At 39.1% G+C, this 16,695-nt stretch carries 16 protein-coding genes and 1 riboswitch; of the genes, 2 read left to right on the plus strand and 14 right to left on the minus strand.

The window, feature by feature from the left end; genetic code table 11:
* The 10 genes from rpoE to HT696_RS09115 all read right to left on the minus strand — a co-directional run.
* Positions 1-581 (minus strand): DNA-directed RNA polymerase subunit delta (gene rpoE / locus HT696_RS09070; RefSeq protein WP_173283581.1); only part of this gene is annotated, 581 nt, incomplete at its 3' end.
* Between the two features lie 127 nt (positions 582-708).
* Complete coding sequence (locus HT696_RS09075; protein WP_173282775.1) at positions 709-1,158, minus strand: GNAT family N-acetyltransferase; 450 nt, start codon at positions 1,156-1,158, stop codon at positions 709-711.
* 4 nt (positions 1,159-1,162) lie between these two features.
* On the minus strand, positions 1,163-1,582 hold the full coding sequence (locus tag HT696_RS09080; RefSeq protein ID WP_138704045.1) for a chromosome partitioning protein ParB: 420 nt from the start codon (positions 1,580-1,582) through the stop codon (positions 1,163-1,165).
* Between the two features lie 27 nt (positions 1,583-1,609).
* Positions 1,610-2,260, minus strand: coding sequence for a phosphatase PAP2 family protein (locus HT696_RS09085; protein WP_240150258.1), 651 nt, complete (start codon positions 2,258-2,260; stop codon positions 1,610-1,612).
* Positions 2,250-2,813 carry an ECF transporter S component gene (locus tag HT696_RS09090; RefSeq protein WP_000185823.1) on the minus strand — a complete coding sequence of 188 codons (564 nt, stop codon included), beginning with the start codon at positions 2,811-2,813 and terminating at the stop codon, positions 2,250-2,252. The genes HT696_RS09085 and HT696_RS09090 overlap by 11 nt, the downstream gene beginning before the upstream one ends.
* A gap of 164 nt (positions 2,814-2,977) precedes the next feature.
* Positions 2,978-3,196, minus strand: a riboswitch (FMN riboswitch).
* A gap of 53 nt (positions 3,197-3,249) precedes the next feature.
* On the minus strand, positions 3,250-3,753 hold the full coding sequence (locus HT696_RS09095) for a tRNA (cytidine(34)-2'-O)-methyltransferase (protein ID WP_061464835.1): 504 nt from the start codon (positions 3,751-3,753) through the stop codon (positions 3,250-3,252).
* A 192-nt stretch (positions 3,754-3,945) separates the two neighbouring features.
* Complete coding sequence (locus HT696_RS09100) at positions 3,946-4,776, minus strand: energy-coupling factor transporter transmembrane component T (protein ID WP_173282771.1); 831 nt, start codon at positions 4,774-4,776, stop codon at positions 3,946-3,948.
* Positions 4,761-6,443, minus strand: a complete 1,683-nt coding sequence (locus tag HT696_RS09105) for an ABC transporter ATP-binding protein (protein ID WP_173282770.1) — start codon at positions 6,441-6,443, stop codon at positions 4,761-4,763. The genes HT696_RS09100 and HT696_RS09105 overlap by 16 nt, the downstream gene beginning before the upstream one ends.
* A gap of 167 nt (positions 6,444-6,610) precedes the next feature.
* Positions 6,611-7,156: an ECF-type riboflavin transporter substrate-binding protein gene (locus tag HT696_RS09110; RefSeq protein WP_050242217.1), complete on the minus strand. Its 546-nt coding sequence runs from the start codon at positions 7,154-7,156 to the stop codon at positions 6,611-6,613.
* Between the two features lie 15 nt (positions 7,157-7,171).
* The gene (locus HT696_RS09115) at positions 7,172-8,020 is read right to left on the minus strand and encodes an S-adenosyl-l-methionine hydroxide adenosyltransferase family protein (protein ID WP_173282769.1); all 849 of its coding nucleotides are present in this window, start codon (positions 8,018-8,020) and stop codon (positions 7,172-7,174) included.
* 188 nt (positions 8,021-8,208) lie between these two features.
* On the opposite strand from HT696_RS09115, the gene trkA reads away from it, so the two are divergent.
* Together trkA and HT696_RS09125 are read left to right on the plus strand one after the other, a co-directional pair.
* Positions 8,209-9,558, plus strand: a complete 1,350-nt coding sequence (gene trkA, locus HT696_RS09120) for a Trk system potassium transporter TrkA (RefSeq protein ID WP_173282768.1) — start codon at positions 8,209-8,211, stop codon at positions 9,556-9,558.
* 3 nt (positions 9,559-9,561) lie between these two features.
* Positions 9,562-11,001, plus strand: coding sequence for a TrkH family potassium uptake protein (locus HT696_RS09125; protein WP_173282767.1), 1,440 nt, complete (start codon positions 9,562-9,564; stop codon positions 10,999-11,001).
* Between the two features lie 125 nt (positions 11,002-11,126).
* On the opposite strand, the gene HT696_RS09130 is transcribed toward HT696_RS09125, so the two are convergent.
* From HT696_RS09130 to HT696_RS09145, 4 genes are all read right to left on the minus strand, one after another.
* Entirely contained in the window at positions 11,127-12,806 is a 1,680-nt protein-coding gene (locus tag HT696_RS09130; RefSeq protein ID WP_173282766.1) for a PTS transporter subunit EIIC, read from the minus strand.
* 68 nt (positions 12,807-12,874) lie between these two features.
* Positions 12,875-14,287 (minus strand): 6-phospho-beta-galactosidase, encoded by a 1,413-nt coding sequence (gene lacG, locus HT696_RS09135; RefSeq protein ID WP_173282765.1) that lies wholly within the window; start codon positions 14,285-14,287, stop codon positions 12,875-12,877.
* 9 nt (positions 14,288-14,296) lie between these two features.
* Complete coding sequence (locus tag HT696_RS09140; RefSeq protein WP_000836780.1) at positions 14,297-14,641, minus strand: PTS lactose/cellobiose transporter subunit IIA; 345 nt, start codon at positions 14,639-14,641, stop codon at positions 14,297-14,299.
* Between the two features lie 167 nt (positions 14,642-14,808).
* Positions 14,809-16,695 (minus strand): DUF4838 domain-containing protein, encoded by a 1,887-nt coding sequence (locus HT696_RS09145; RefSeq protein WP_173283582.1) that lies wholly within the window; start codon positions 16,693-16,695, stop codon positions 14,809-14,811.

Below are 16,695 nucleotides of genomic sequence, written 5' to 3' on the forward strand. Positions count from 1 at the left end.
TAGTTTGGGAATTTACCGTCATCTGAAAAATCGTCGTCTTCTTCGTTGAGATCCACGTCTTCACCTAAGTCATCAGGGGCGATTTCGTTAATTTCTGCATCGTAAGCTTCCACTTCATTTTTCTCATCATCTGGATTTTCATCATCGTATGAAAGAGCTGGATCTGCTTCGTATGCATCTTCGTCTTCTGGGTCATCTGTATTGTAGTCAATAGCATCTGAATCGCCGTCCATGAAGGCATTGACACGTTTTTTCTTAGCTTTTGGTGCTACTTCATCGTCATCATTTTCTTCAAGAGCGATAATTTCTTCGTCGATTTCGTCCACACCATACCATGAACGAAGACCCCATTTGTTGTCTCCAAGTGAGATGAAGCTACCGTCAAAGTTCAACTCTGTGTAGAACAAAGGCAAAGCTTCGCGGATATCGCTGTTTGATGTTCCAAGGTAGTTTTGAATTTCGTTTACAAGATCGCTAAAATGCATCTCATGATCGCGACCACGAAGTTCCAAGATAGCACGCGCTACCTCAATCATAGATAGTTCACTTTTTTCTTGCCCAGCAAATACTTCTAATTCCAAAGCGTTTCTCCTCATTTATACTACTATCGCCAGAGCGAACAGACTCTGACCTCATTTTATCATTTACTCTTTATTTTACGATAATTTTGCGGAATAGTCAAAGGTTAAGGGGGAGAAAGTGGCAGGATTAGACTAATTTCAGTACAAAACTCATTCCTTTTTCTGTTGCTCCATTTTCCACAAATCCAAGCGACTTGAAACACCTCCTAGAAGCATGATTGTAGGTGTAGATTTCCTTGACTCTCAATTCTTTCCATCCTTTTACTCGAGCCAATTCAATCAAAGCACTTAGAATCTTTTTTCCAAGTCCTCGATGTTGGTAAGAGGGATTCCCAATCACAATGGGGAAATTATCCTGAGATAGTGTAACATCCCCAATTGGAAACCATTCTCCCTTCTCCTTGACTTCAATCCAAAAAAGTTCACCATGCTGATCCAAATGGGAATACATAGCTTCCAAATTTTCTTGACTATAAGGTCTCTTCACACCATCTACGAGGTAAACCAAGTTCACATCCTGATACCAAGCAAAAGCTTCTTCACAATGATTGACCTTATAATAAGGAACAAGACGCAGTGCATTATCTATTTGTAAAATCCGTTTCATCTGCTTTCCTTTTCAACAAAAGAGTTGCTGCTTGATTAAAACCATCACACCAGTTATACCATTTTGCTTCATACTCATCTTGAGCTAAGATATGATTTTTTAAATCCAGAACAGAGTAAATTTTTCTTTCTTCGCAGGCTTGCGCATAGAGATGATATAGTTCATCACCACCATCTCTATCCCACTCAGCAGAAATCGTATTCCTACCTGCCAATAAAGCCTGATAAGCCCTGTGATGCCCATCTGTAATCAACAAGCAATCTCCAAAGGCAAGAATACTGATTGGATCGACTTGGATTGTTTCTGCCGACTGGTAAAGCATCTGAATATTTTGCAACTTCTTTTCTGATAAGTATAGTTGAGTCGGATGAAGATCTGCTATATTGACTTTCATTTCTTTCTCCTCAAGGGAATTTGATACTCACTTCTGCTTGCCTTTAAATCGCCATTGGAAGCGTAGCTTGTCATAGAAGGGAAATTCGATAAACAAGACTCCCAAGCCCACACAGAGACTGGCAAGGACATCTGATGGATAATGAACTCCCAGATAGACCCTTGATACCAGCACACTGACTAGGTAGAGACCTAGCACAATTTGCATGATTTTTCTCCAGACCAGATTTTTCATCCGTTGACTGAGAATGACAATCAGAGAGCCGACCATCAAGGTTACAGCCAGAGAATGACCACTTGGGAAGGAAAATCCCTTCTCCTCAACCAAGTGTAAAATAGCTGGTCGTGGGCGCTGGTAGATGTTTTTAAAAGTCACGATTAAAAGTCCTGCTAAAGCCAGATTTCCCAGCATGAAGAAACTCTCTATCTTCCATCGCTTACGATAAAAGATAAAGGCTACGATGGCAACCCAAGTGATAATCACTGGAATATCAATCAAGCGTGTGATGGCTCGGAAAAGAATAGTCAAGTAATCTGGTAAGTCTCCTCGAATGGCAGTCTGAATCGATTGATCAAAACCGACCAGCGTTTCAGGGTAAAATTTGACCATGTAGCCAAGAATAACGAAAAGTAAAAGGGCAAAACTGCCCTTCATTAAAAATGTTTGTTTATCTTTCATAATGTTTTAAGGTTGGTTTCAAAAGGACATACAACAACCAGAATGAAACGGAAAAGATTACACCCTCAATCAAGTTAAAAGGCAACACCATAGTCATTAGGTAGTTGGAAAGTCCCAAAATTTTTCCAATATCAAAGTTAGCAAACTTAGCGTACAAAGGAACAGCATAAACATAGTTGAGAACCAACATTGCCACAGTTAAACCAATAGTCCCAGCTAGAGAGCCTAGTAGGAAACGAAGGGTTGTCCGTTCCTTTTTCCAAATCAAAGCAAATACGATGACAAAAACTCCCAAAGCTACGATATTCATTGGCAAACCAATGTAAGTATTCACTCCCTGGCTGTTAAGAAGCAACTTCAAGAGTGAGCGAAGCAAGAGAATTCCTAGAGCAGCAGGCAAATCCATGACCACCAAGCCCACAAGGACTGGCAAGATACTAAATTCGATCTTGAGGAAGGACGCCGCTGGCAAAAGCGGAAAGTCAAAGTACATCAGCACAAATGAGATGGCTGATAAAATCGCAATGGTCGAAAGTCGACGTGTGTTTGTCATAACAGGTTCCTCCAATTTTCTATAAAATCAGAAGAAGTTAGAAAGGATTCCTCTATCTATTCTCACTTTTTATATCCCAAAAGTTCCCTCTCACTCTATCAAAGAAAACAAAAGCAATCGGTTACAATCTAGCTATAAATCTATCAGAACAGACAAAGCTATTCTTTCGTCTTCTCCCATCCAGACTATACTGTCGGTTGTGGAATCTCACCACATCAGCTTGCGCTCGCGGACTTATTTAGCTAAGATATTTTAGATTTATCTAGGCGTCGCAGTCGAAGATAATACTTAAAGTATATCGAGACAAGACAACGACGAGAAAGCTAAAATAGCTAGTCAAATTTACCGCCGGTCGGGAATTTCACCCTGCCCTGAAGACTCTTTTATCATAACAAAAAACGCTTGCAAGCGCAAGCATTTTGTTCATTTTCATTTTTTATTTCAATTTATCTGCTTCATAGGTATGAATGAGCTCAAGACCTGCAAAGTTCTGCTGGCGAAGAGCCTCATAGACAATCATGCAGACGGTATTAGACACATTGAGACTGCGGACATGTTCATCATTCATAGGAATACGGAGAGCCTTCTCAGGATGTTCTCGCATAAAGTCCTCAGGTAAACCCTTGTCTTCACGTCCAAAGAGAAAATAATGGTCTTCGTCAGTCGATAAATCCACCTCAGAATAGACTTTTTCCGCGAATTTTGAGATCAGATAGAGTTTGCCCTTCATCTGAGACATGAAATCCTCCAAACTCTCGTAAAAATAAATCTCTAGTTTATCCCAGTAATCCAATCCAGCTCGCTTCATCTTGCGGTCATCGATAGGAAAGCCCATAGGCTTGATGATGTGGAGGGGAGAATTGGTTGCAGCGCAAGTACGCGCAATATTGCCTGTATTTTGTGGAATTTGTGGTTCAAATAATACAATGTGATTTGTCATGACTTGCTTCCTTTCACCATTGCAAAAAAATAGCCACACTGCCCGGAGTCAAGCTCAGCAAACAGCGTGGTTAAGGCATCGTTAACTTACCTCACAACAGGTTTGAAGTAAATCAGCGAAACTACTTTCTTAGTATAACACTTTCAGAATCATTGTCAATAGAAACGACTTGATTTTTTCAATTTTTTCAAGCTATTTCCAAGGGTTGTAAAATCGTCCCTGATTCTGCAAGATAAGTAGTAAACTAGTTACTAAAAACAAGGCTGCCAAGAGCAAGGTAAGATAGTCTCCTTTTTTCAAGGCCTGATAACTATACCAAGTGCGTTTTTTCTCTTTCCCAAAGCGGCGAAGTTCCATGGCGGTCGCGATGGTATCAATCCGTTCCAAGGAACTGAAAATCAAGGGCGTAATAATGCGCAGATTGCCTTTGATTCGTTGCATAAGAGAAGCTTTCTTGGATAATTCCATCCCACGCGCTTCCTGAGACATCTTGATAGTAAAGAACTCTTCCTGCAAATCTGGAATATAGCGCAAGGTCAGGCTGACTGAATAGGCAATCTTGTAAGGCACACCAATTTGACTTAAACTGGAAGCAAACTGACTAGGATGAGTTGTCATCAAAAAGATAATAGCTAGAGGAATGGTGCAAAGGTACTTAATAGCCAAATTTAGCAGATAAAAGAGCTCTTGACTGGTCAGAGTGTAGGCACCGATTCCCTGCCAAATCACACTTCTCTCTCCGTAAAGTCCAACCCCATATTCAGGAGAAAAGAGATAGACCATCAAGACATTCAAAATGGCAAATACCGTCGCAAAAACTGCCACAAAAGAAACATCTTTAAAGCGGATTTCTGACAAATAGAGGAGAAAGACCGAAAAGATGGCAATCAGAACAAGCAGTCTGGTATCATAGCTAATCATGGCCGCCAATGATACGAGAATGAAAAAGAGGAGTTTACCAGCGCCTGACAAGCGATGAATCACAGTATCTCTATGCTGGTAACCGATTAATTTAGCTTGCATCCTTCTCTCCTTTCTTTGTAAAATGCCGTTAAAGCAAGTGGATCCACGTCGAGCTTCTTAGCCAAGTTGAAGATTGAAGTTTCTTTTAGGTTGGCTTTTACTAACAGCTCAGGATTGCTCAACAGACTAGCTGGATCAGTATCGGCAATCAATTCCCCATCCACCATGACAAGAGCTCGGTCTGAATAATCCAGCATCAATTGCATATCATGGGTAATCATGACAATGGTATGCCCTTTTTGATGCAGTTCTTCAAGAAATTCCATAATCTCAGTATAGTTCTTCTGGTCTTGACCTGCTGTCGGTTCATCTAAGAGGATAATTTCAGCCCCCAAGACCAAAATCGAGGCAATAGTAACACGTTTTTTCTGACCAAATGACAGGGCAGAAATAGGCCAATTACGGAATTCATAAAGACCACAGATTTTCAAGGTTTCATAGACTCTCGTTTCAATTTCCTGCTCGTCCACACCTCGCAAACGTAGTCCTAGAGCCACCTCATCAAAAATCATATTGGTTGAAATCATTTGATTGGGATTTTGCAGCACATAGCCTACTCGTTCCGCCCGCTCTGCAACAGAATCTCCTTTAATATCCTGTCCTACCCAAAGATAGCGACCTTCCGTCTGAATAAAGCTACTTAAGGCCTTGGCAAGGGTTGATTTCCCAGCCCCATTTTTCCCGACAATGGCAATCTTTTCACCCTTTTTAATATCCAGATAAATGGATTTTAAAATCGGTCTATCGTCATAAGAAAAAGATACGTCCTCTAGTCTAAAAAGTGACGGCAAATCTGACATCTCTTTTGCCAATTCAGTCTGCAACTGAACCTGGCCTTTTGAGATAGACAAGTTGTCCAAATTTGCTAACTGTTCTTCCTTAGCTAAATCCACACCTAATTGACGGAGAGTGGTTAGATAAAGGGGTTCGCGAATTCCATTTTGGGTCAACAGATCAGTCGCCAATAACTGATCAGGACTCCCATTAAAGAGGATACGACCATCGTTTATCAGGACAATCCGATCCACAGGGCGATGCAGAACATCCTCCAAACGGTGCTCGATAATAAGTGTCGTCGTCCCCTCTTCCTTATGAATCTGGTCAATCAATTCGATAATATCCTGACCTGACTTGGGATCCAGATTGGCGAGTGGCTCATCAAACAAGAGAATCGGACTTTCATCAATCAAGACACCAGCCAGACTGACTCGCTGTTTTTGTCCACCTGACAAATCCTGAGGACGCTGATCCAGTAAAGGAAGAAGATCCAGCTTTTCAGCCCATTTATGAACACGACTTTTCATCTCATCTAGGGCTGTCACATCATTTTCCAGAGCAAAAGCCAAATCCTCTGCCACGGACAACCCGATAAACTGCCCATCTGTATCCTGCAAAACTGTACTGACCGGATGAGATTTATCGTAGATGCTCATATCAAAAGCAGCTTGACCCTTGATCAAAAATTCTCCAGACATCTGACCCTTGTAAATATTGGGAATAATCCCATTCAAACACTGACCCAAGGTCGATTTACCTGACCCAGATGGACCAACAATTAAGACTTTCTCTCCCTTATAAATGGTCAAGTCCACCCCTTGCAAGGTTGGTTCTTGTTGCGTTTCATACTGGAAAGAGAAATCCTTCCACTCAATTATAGCTTCTTTCATCTTACTCTCTTCATTCGCTTCTTAGACTTCTATTTTATCATAAATCGAACCCTTCTTGCAGTCTCTTCTCTTAAAAACTTAGCTCCAAAAAAGTCCTATCCTAGCTTACTTGCCTAACTAATCTATAAACATCGAAAAAGACTGGTTGCCCAGCCTTCCCCATCATTTTAGTCCTTTTTCAAACTTCCTGCACGAGTTTGAGTTCCCGCATAGGCAAGCAAGAGAAGAGTTCCTGCAATAGCTACAGATACACCATTAGCAATTCCCGCAACAATCCCTTGGGCAAATACTTTTTCTGCTGCTTCTTGATAAATCACAACATCTCCAAGTGGTGCCAAGACACCCCAAACAAGGGCATTTGCAAGTAGTTGAATGAGGTTAAAAATAAGAATATCTTTCCAGTCAAAGACACCATTGATTACACGAACGTACTTTCTAAAAAGTCCCACAACTAGACCAAAGAGTCCACTAGCGATAATCCATGTCCACCAAAGACCGTAGCCAGCAATAGCGTCCTTCACCGCATGCCCAATTAAACCAACAAGTAGCCCCACTAGAGGACCAAAAATGATAGACAAGAGACTCTGTACCGCATACTGAAGCTGGATACTTGTATTTGGAACAGGTGTCGGAATGCTGATCATCCCGATGACAACAAAGAGCGCAGCTCCAACACCGATAGCAACAACTTGTTTAATTGATTGATTTTTCATCTATGTTCTCCTATTTTATGATTCTATTTTCTTTATTTCAATGGTCCAAGATGAACCGACACCCACATTATAAGCCTTGGCAAAGGAACCTTGATTGATAGCCAGACCTAAACGATAGAGAGAGTTAATGTAAAGGATTGGTTGCCCAATTCTCACATCTGCAAAAGATTTGCCATAGACAACCTGATTTTGATAGACCAGCATATCTGCATGATAGATAGTCACTTCAAAACGGTCACCGAATGCTGGTTCCAGCTTGTAAAATTCTTCTCGCGTGATCGAGGTCCAAAGCGAACCAAAACGCACATCCAGAATATCAATAGCTCCCTTCACCAGATGATCTTCTATGATGGTCTCTACGACTGGAAGTTCCACAATCTGATCCACACTGAGCTCTGGCCCCACTTCCTCAAAACTAATGTGACCACTGGCCAGTTTAGCACCAGTATAGGCATAGACATCACGACCGTGGAAGGTATAAGAATGCTCTGTATTTTGACGCCTATTAGCTACCTCAGAAATTTCACGAATGGCTACAATACCAACGTGTTTCTTGATAAAGGAAAGAGTCCCATTATCTGGCGTGACAATGTATTGATTTTTTGCAGTCTTGGCAACCACGCTCTTACGTTTTGAGCCGACACCCGGATCGACAACCGATACAAACGTCGTTCCCTCAGGCCAGTAATCCACCGTCTGAAAGAGACGGTAACTACCCTCAAAAATATTATATGGCGTGATATCGTGCGTCAAGTTATGGATTTTTAAGGTTGGAGATTCTTCTAAAGCCACTCCAATCATAGCCGATACCGCACCATCAACCAGACCAAAGTCTGATTGTAATACCAGTAAATTATTATTCATTTTATCTCCTTGTATATCCTTTATCATACCATATTTCAGAGAAAGTCGCTAATAGCTATTTCAATTGATTAGGGTATAGTTTTACCTTATAGCAGATTTCCGCTAAAAGTTCTCCCTTATTAGCTAGTAGGTGCATTTTTTCTTGAAAAAAGGTATGATAGTTACATAATGAAGAAGTAGGTTTTATTATGAAAATTATCCTTGTCGGAGGGGGAAAAGTTGGTTTTGCCCTCTGTCGCTCCTTGGTTGCAGAAAAGCATGATGTTTTGCTGATTGAGCAAGACGAAGCTGTTCTCAATCATATTGTCAGTCGCTTTGATATCATTGGTATCCTTGGTAACGGGGCCGATTTTGCCATTCTTGAGCAAGCCAGCGTCCAAGATTGTGATATCTTTATCACCCTGACTGAATACGATGAAGTCAACATGATTGCAGCCGTTCTAGCCAAGAAAATGGGAGCTAAAGAGACCATCGTTCGGGTGCGGAACCCTGAATATTCTAACTCTTATTTCAAGGAAAAGAATATTCTCGGTTTTTCTCTTATCGTTAACCCTGAGCTCTTGGCTGCCCGCGCTATCGCGAATATCATTGACTTCCCCAACGCCCTCTCTGTCGAACGTTTCTTTGGGGGACGGGTCAGCTTGATGGAATTCACTGTTAAATCCTCCAGTGGTCTTTGCCAAATGCCCATTTCTGATTTTCGGAAAAAATTTGGCAATGTCATTGTATGTGCGATAGAGAGGGATCATCAAATTATCATTCCAAGCGGTGACATGACTGTACAGGATAAAGATAGAATCTTTGTCACTGGTAACCGTGTTGACATGATGCTCTTCCATAATTATTTCAAGTCTCGTGCCGTGAAGAGTCTCCTTATTGTTGGAGCTGGTAGAATTGCCTATTATCTACTAGGTATCCTCAAAGACAGTCGTATCGATACAAAAGTCATTGAAATCAATCCTGAAATCGCCAGCTTCTTTAGCGAGAAATTTCCAAATCTTCATATCGTCCAAGGAGATGGTACCGCAAAAGATATCCTGCTAGAAGAAAGTGCTCAACACTATGATGCCGTTGCGACTCTAACAGGAGTCGATGAGGAAAATCTGATTACTTCGATGTTCCTTGACAGGGTAGGTGTACAGAAAAATATTACTAAGGTCAATCGTACCAGTCTCCTCGAGATTATCAATGCGCCTGATTTTTCAAGTATCATCACACCTAAAAGCATCGCTGTAGATACGATTATGCACTTTATTCGTGGTCGTGTTAATGCCCAGTATTCAGACCTTCAGGCCATGCACCATCTAGCCAATGGCCAAATCGAAACCCTGCAATTCCATATCAAGGAAGCTAATAAAATGACTGCCAAACCTCTTTCTCAACTAAAACTGAAAAAAGGGGTTCTTATTGCGGCCATCATTCGAAAGGGCAAGACTATTTTCCCAACTGGGGAGGATATGTTGGAAGTTGGAGACAAGCTCCTAGTAACAACCTTGTTGCCAAACATCACCAAGATTTATGACTTAATCGCGAGGTAAGAAATGAATAAAAGTATGATTCGTTACCTCCTTTCAAAATTACTTTTGATTGAAGCCGTTCTTCTTTTGGTTCCTGTGGCTGTTGCTATCTATTACCGTGAATCTAGCCAAGTCTTTACAGCCCTCTTTACAACGATTGGGATTCTCGTATTACTAGGCGGTTCAGGAATTTTACAAAAGCCAAAAAATCAACGGATTTATGCCAAGGAGGGAGTCTTGATTGTTGCCCTCTGTTGGATCCTTTGGTCCTTCTTTGGTGGTCTCCCCTTTGTCTTTGCTAGACAAATTCCCAGCGTTATAGATGCCTTTTTTGAGATCAGTTCTGGCTTTACAACTACTGGAGCAACTATTCTAAATGACGTTTCAGTTCTCAGCCGTTCCCTCCTCTTCTGGCGAAGTTTTACCCACTTGATTGGAGGGATGGGAGTGCTTGTTTTTGCACTTGCTATTATGGATAATGCCAAGAATAGCCACCTAGAGGTGATGAAGGCTGAGGTTCCTGGCCCTGTTTTTGGCAAGGTTGTATCCAAACTAAAAAACACTGCCCAGATTCTCTATCTCCTTTATCTAGCTCTCTTCTCCCTCTTTGTCATCATCTATTATCTAGCTGGCATGCCCCTATTTGATAGTTTTGTCATTGCCATGGGAACAGCAGGTACAGGAGGTTTTACAGTCTATAACGACGGGATTGCCCACTATGGCAGCTCACTGATTACCTATCTGGTTAGTATAGGAGTTCTGGTTTTTGGGGTAAATTTCAATCTCTACTACTACCTTATGCTCCGTCGCGTCAAGGCCTTCTTTGGTGACGAAGAACTTCGAGCTTACTTGGTCATCGTGATAGTTTCTACAGGCTTGATTAGCCTTAATACCCTCTATCTCTACCCAGGATTTTCCAAGAGCTTTGAAATGGCCTTCTTCCAGGTTTCCAATATCATTACAACGACTGGTTTTGGTTACGGAGATATTACCAACTGGCCCCTATTCTCCCAGTTTATCCTCCTCTTCCTCATGACAATCGGTGGTTCTGCTGGATCAACTGCAGGTGGACTCAAAGTTATTCGAGGTCTCATCCTTTCAAAAATTGCCAAAAACCAAATTTTGTCAATTCTATCCCCCCACCGTGTTTTGACCCTCCATGTGAATAAAACGGTGATTGACAAAGATACCCAGCATAAGATTCTCAAATACTTTGTCATCTATTCTATGATTTTACTAGCGCTTATCTTTATTGTCAGCCTAGATAGCAATGATTTTCTAGTTGTGACCAGCGCTGTCTTTAGCTGTTTCAATAATATCGGACCTATTCTAGGAACCACTTCTAGCTTCGCAATCTTTAGTCCTATCTCAAAAATTCTCCTCTCCTTTGCAATGATTGCAGGGCGCTTGGAGATTTACCCAATTCTCCTTCTCTTTATGAAGAGAACTTGGTCTAAGAGATAAAATACAAAATCCCTCTTTTTACAATTGTGAAAGAGGGATTTTTATATTAAAAAAGGGGGAACGATTTTAAATCCCATCTTTTCTTTACGCATAGTCCTTACTTAAAGAAAAGATGGAAAAACTGACTACATAACTTGGTAATGCTCCAATACAAATTGTAAGGCTTTACTTGGATTCTTTGTTAAATGAATATATTCCATTCCTCTCGTAGCAACTATCTGAATACCTAATCTTTCTGCATCCACCTTCATCTCTCTATAATAACTCCGAACTTGTGGAGCCAGAATAATTAAATCATAAACACCCATAATATCATAATGAGCTCCGTACGCTCCTGAATTCGCAATCACTCTAACTTCTGCTGCTTGAGCCCCCTCGTTAATTGCATTAGCTAATTGCGCGCTTGTTCCAGACCCTGCACAAAGAACCAGTACTTTCAACTCCTTACTTTTTATTTCATCTAACTCACCAGGCATTATTTCACTTGTATCCTCCTCTAAAATAATATCATTTGAGCTTGCAACATCTTCTTTCATCAGTAACTGTCTATCATACGCTCTACAGAATGGCAAATAAATCAATATGTCGACAACTAAAATCAAAGATAAAAATACAAAGGAGATAGGTTGAAAATTCGTTCCAATTAACAATCCCAAGGGACCAGGAAAGGCCCAAGGTAACTGGATATAAAATCCATTCATTCCAAAGAAATCAATAAAGACCTTTCCTAGAAATACATTCACTGGTGGAGTCATCAAAAAAGGGACAAAAAGATAGGGATTCAAAATAACAGGCATACCAAATAGAAGAGGTTCATTTACCGCAAATAAAACAGGAGTAATTGTAGCTTTACCTACCGATTTTAATTGTTTAGATCGCATAAAGAAAATCAAAATAAATGGTACAACAAAGGTAGCCCCCGTTCCTCCGATAGCAGCGATATAATTCCCGAAATTAGGTGTTAAAGAATGATAAGGGAACTGCCCATTTGCAAGGAGTTGAGCATTCTCTTCCATATTGCTTAGTTGTAAAGCTGTAACAGCAGGTAAGACAATAGATGGTCCATGAATTCCAACAAACCAAAGCAAAGCACACATAAACCAAATCAACATCATAACAGGATATGATTCTGCACCCTTAAAAATAGGGGTCAATAGTTGTTGAAATACTTGGGCAAAAGGAACATCTAAACTAAACCGAGATACAATATCTAACAAACCACTAATAAGTAAAACAAAAGAAAAAGGAAAAATATCTCTAAAAGCTTGTGATATAGCTCCAGGAACTTCCTTAGGTAAATGAATAGTAATGTCTCGCTTAATACAGAATCGGTAAACATTTACAGTAATAAAGGCACTGACAAACGAAGTTATCAATCCTTGAGATCCTAAATAGTTTGTCGACAAACTTGTAGATCCCGTCTTCTCATCAACTACAAGCGTTACAGTTAATACCAGATAACTACATATGGCTGCCAACATTACAGAAGTATCATTTATTACCTTTCCAGGAGGCATTTTTCTATTAACATTTCCAGCCAATGACTTTGCAACTGTCCCTGAAACAATAACACCCAAAACTCCCATGGTTAGCATATACACTTTCCTCATCCAGACAATAGCTGGACTCGGTAACTCTACTCCGAAATTTTTAGGAATCATAATAATAATCATCAAAAAGCTTGAAAACATAATTAAAGGCATAGTAGCAATGAATCCATCTTTAATAGCCATCATATAATTATTAGTAGAAATTTTTTCAAATTTCCCTTGTTGCTTTTCAATGGCAGCGACTAGCTTATCCATAAAACTCCTCCTATAAAAAATTCAACCTCATATTTAAAACATATTAAACATCATTCAAATCGCTAACCTTAATTCCGTTTTAGCCCTTTTACCCAAAGAGCACTTTTCTTAATATATCTCTTCTGTGTCTCATAATCAACAAAGAAAAGACCATATCGCTTATTGTAGCCATTCGCCCAAGAAAATTGATCTTGCAAAGACCATATAAAATAGCCTTGAATATTGACTCCCCTATCTCGAGCCTCTAAAACTTTGTGTAAATGTTGCTCAATATAACGGATTCTCTTACTGTCATCAATAATATCATTCTCGCCCTCTGGCTTAACCTCTTTAAGGGCTGTACCATTTTCCGTTAAATAAATGACCGGATGTTGAGGATATTCTTCTTTGATACGAAGCAACATATCAAATAAGCCTTGAGGATAAATATTCCAATCCCAATCTGTTGTCGGAATACCAGGCTTTTTTACAAATTCACCTAGAGCATTTAATTTAAAAGAAGACTGTCCTTTTATTCCTGTTGAATTAAATTCTTGTCTATTTTCACCTTTGTATTCACGAATAAATTCTGAACGATAATAATTCATCCCAAACATCGTATTAAGAGGTGCAGCTCTTTTCATAATTTCTAAATCACCATCTTCAATAATAAAGCTAGAATTATTAGCTTCCAATATTTGATTTAAGTGGAAAAGCGTGTCATCACTGTAGTAGCCCAAAAAAGTTCCATCTAATAGAAACTTATTATTATAAACATCATACCGTTTAGCTGCCAAAATATTTTCTTTTTGCCCATCAATAGGATAGCCTGGTTTTAAAGCATGAATACAACCTATCTCTCCCTCAATTCCTAATTGATGAAATTCGAGTACTGCAAGAGCATGCGCCAACAACATATTATGATTCGCTTGAATTGCTTCAGATAATTGAAAATGGTGATTTGGAGGAAACTGACCTCCTATATATTGACCTGCAGCAAGAGACATCAGTTCATTGATTGTAAACCAATGCTTGACTTCTGTAAATTCTTGGAAACAAAAGTAAGCATATCGTATGAAACGATCAATATTCTCTCTATTCAACCAATCCCCTGTTTCTAACATTTTCTGAGGCGAATCAAAATGATGTAAAGAAACAAACGGAATCACATTATGTTTTAAGCAGGACTGAAAGACTCTATGGTAATACTGAACAGCCAATATATTCGGCTCCCCATCTATATCAGGAAATATGCGAACCCAGGAAATAGATAAACGCAAAGCCTGCAAACCATGTTCTGCCGCCAAGGCTATATCTTCTTCGTAACGATAATAAAAATCACTAGCTGGATCTGGTAAGAACGGACTATTTTCTTGCAAATAAACATCCCACATATTTATTCCTTTGCCATCTACCCTAGTTGCACCCTCTACTTGATAAGCAGCGGTAGCAGCTCCTAATAAAAACTCCTTCGGTAAGGCTTTAACCTGTAAATTTTCCATGACTAATCCTCATTGCAAACCAATATGTTCTTCAATCTTTCGAATTCGTTCATATTCATCAATAAAAAACTTTACCTGATCATACAATAGCATCGTTGTCATCAAGGTATCTTGACCATGAATCATGATAAAACTCACTTCAAAATTATCTCCAGATGCCTCCTCCGCTAATAAATTAGTCTGTTCTCGATGGGCAGACACTATTGAGTCGTTTGCAGACTCAACCAATTCTCTTGCCTGTTCAAAATATCCATCTCTCGCAAACGCCAAAGCATCCATCAAATCTGACCTTGCATCTCCTGCGTAAGCGACAATTGTAAAACCAAGCATATTTATTTCTTCTTTTGATTTCATCTTTCTTCCTCCTCAATCTTGATCCATCTTTTACACATCATTATTAAAATGACTTCGCTACGATACAAATAGAAAGTCGACCCTAAATATCTTAAAAATCCTTAAATTTCATAATATTTAGGATCAATCTTCTCTGAATACCTTAGTTCATTTTCTATACTTATGATTTATAAGTGGAAACCAGCGTAATTTTTTGCTACTTCAATTACACGATAAACATCCAAATTAGATTGGAATAGTAATTCGTGACCACGGATATAATTCAACACATTTCTCCACTCATCTTGAGCTTGCCTTGTTTTTCCAGTTGCTTGAAGATATAAAGCCTTCGCCATCTTAACAACATATTCACGATGATAACTGAGCTGTTTCCATTCATCCTTTTGACTATTTAATAACTTAGAAATATTTTCCTCAATAATTGGTAAAAAATTATCAGCTAGATTGTAAGCTATATAATAATGATTCGCTAAAACATCATTTTGACGGCTGCCAATTGCATTAAAATAGTCACAAGAGGAATAAATGGATAATTTTTCTAAATATTCAACAACAGACTGCCAATTTTCCCCATACAAAGCAGAAAAGTATTCTTCAATCAATTCTTCATAACTTCTTGTCTTCTTCCAGAGCATTTGCCCCATAACATAATTAGGAAAATTATGAGGGAATCCTGCACGTAATTCTTGACAAGAAATGTAACCGTTCAAATGTAGGTTTGAAAGATAAGATACATCTCTGTAAATAGTTTGACTAATTTTCATATAGCCTAAATCGCCATAATGAGCACGCCCTAAAGGATAGTCATATACGAAACTATCTCCTTTAAATGTTTTTTGCCACTCAAAAAGATAAGATAAATTTTCCTCAAGAGAATTCGGAAGTATAATTTTATTACGCAGATAAGGTTTAGGCGTAGGTATGGAATTGTCAAAATCTACATCTGCATAACTCATTTCAAATGTTCTTGTAATCGGTGCAAACATCATGGTAAAGCGTTCAGGATTATCTAATTTTTCTTTCTGAGGTGCCCATAACAACTCATGGTAAAGCAGAAAACAAATCTTTGTATCTAATCCCTCACTCATTAAAGCCCTATCCAATTGATTGAGAATACGAATATACTGATCCGAAACCAATTCTTGTCTACAGTTTTTGCATTCACAAATATTATTACGAGCATCCGACAACCATACATGTAAGTAATTCACATCAGGTCTTTTCTTGGCATAATCCGTAATAATTTCTACCATCTTATCCGCCACATCTGGATTTGAAAAATCCAGGCTGGTTAAAATCGGAGCCGTATTAAACAATTCTCGTTTCCCGTTTATTTCAGCGACATAGGGTTTCTTCTCCTCTGAAATACTAAGACCTGATTCCCAGCCAAATTTTGAAGAATAACCTAAAACCTCTCCTGTCCATCCATGACCAACACGATGATGAATAAGACCTCTTTTTTGCAATTCTTTATCCAACCTATCACTCAATTCTTGTACTAATTCATTTGAGAATTTTTCTTTATTTAGATATGGATTAAATTCATGTTCATACCAACGTTTCAAAAAAGAGTAAGGATTTTCAAACTGGATGAAAAAACTGTTCATCCCAATCTTAGGTAGCCAATCAATGAAATCTAGTATATTTTCAAATGAATCCGCTCCCTCTATACATACTCCCCTATGATAGTAACTGGCTGTTTCATCTATAGATAGCTCTTTATCTAAAAAATCTTCAAATCGTAGCTCTGGAACAAAGTCATGTCCGCGCCCTGGTCTAGTATACACAACCCCAAATTCATGAAACATTCGGTAAATTCCAATAAGTAAACCTACAATTGTATTAGACTCAATTCTCCCCTTACCCTTGTCTAATGAGATAAGAACATGGTCTTTTCTATCCTCTTTATTGACTAATCCTACAAAAATATCCGCTTCCTTCTCCTCAACAAGTTCTATGTCAGTCTTAAAGACCCGATTCATATAGTAACTTAATTCCTCTAAGGCAAAGCTAGAATAAGTATTTTTCTGTTGATCAAATACTCTGATAACCAT

It is taken from the genome of Streptococcus sp. 9903, assembly GCF_013276625.1.
Classification (GTDB): domain Bacteria; phylum Bacillota; class Bacilli; order Lactobacillales; family Streptococcaceae; genus Streptococcus.

Bases quoted from the DNA above. Each gene is read 5' to 3' on its own strand.
- HT696_RS09080 (WP_138704045.1), bottom strand. From the start codon at position 1,582: ATGAAAGTCAATATAGCAGATCTTCATCCGACTCAACTATACTTATCA.
- HT696_RS09085 (WP_240150258.1), bottom strand. From the start codon at position 2,260: ATGAAAGATAAACAAACATTTTTAATGAAGGGCAGTTTTGCCCTTTTA.
- HT696_RS09090 (WP_000185823.1), bottom strand. From the start codon at position 2,813: ATGACAAACACACGTCGACTTTCGACCATTGCGATTTTATCAGCCATC.
- HT696_RS09095 (WP_061464835.1), bottom strand. From the start codon at position 3,753: ATGACAAATCACATTGTATTATTTGAACCACAAATTCCACAAAATACA.
- HT696_RS09100 (WP_173282771.1), bottom strand. From the start codon at position 4,776: ATGCAAGCTAAATTAATCGGTTACCAGCATAGAGATACTGTGATTCAT.
- HT696_RS09105 (WP_173282770.1), bottom strand. From the start codon at position 6,443: ATGAAAGAAGCTATAATTGAGTGGAAGGATTTCTCTTTCCAGTATGAA.
- HT696_RS09110 (WP_050242217.1), bottom strand. From the start codon at position 7,156: ATGAAAAATCAATCAATTAAACAAGTTGTTGCTATCGGTGTTGGAGCT.
- HT696_RS09115 (WP_173282769.1), bottom strand. From the start codon at position 8,020: ATGAATAATAATTTACTGGTATTACAATCAGACTTTGGTCTGGTTGAT.
- trkA (WP_173282768.1), top strand. From the start codon at position 8,209: ATGAAAATTATCCTTGTCGGAGGGGGAAAAGTTGGTTTTGCCCTCTGT.
- HT696_RS09125 (WP_173282767.1), top strand. From the start codon at position 9,562: ATGAATAAAAGTATGATTCGTTACCTCCTTTCAAAATTACTTTTGATT.
- HT696_RS09130 (WP_173282766.1), bottom strand. From the start codon at position 12,806: ATGGATAAGCTAGTCGCTGCCATTGAAAAGCAACAAGGGAAATTTGAA.
- lacG (WP_173282765.1), bottom strand. From the start codon at position 14,287: ATGGAAAATTTACAGGTTAAAGCCTTACCGAAGGAGTTTTTATTAGGA.
- HT696_RS09140 (WP_000836780.1), bottom strand. From the start codon at position 14,641: ATGAAATCAAAAGAAGAAATAAATATGCTTGGTTTTACAATTGTCGCT.
- HT696_RS09145 (WP_173283582.1), bottom strand. From the start codon at position 16,695: ATGGTTATCAGAGTATTTGATCAACAGAAAAATACTTATTCTAGCTTT.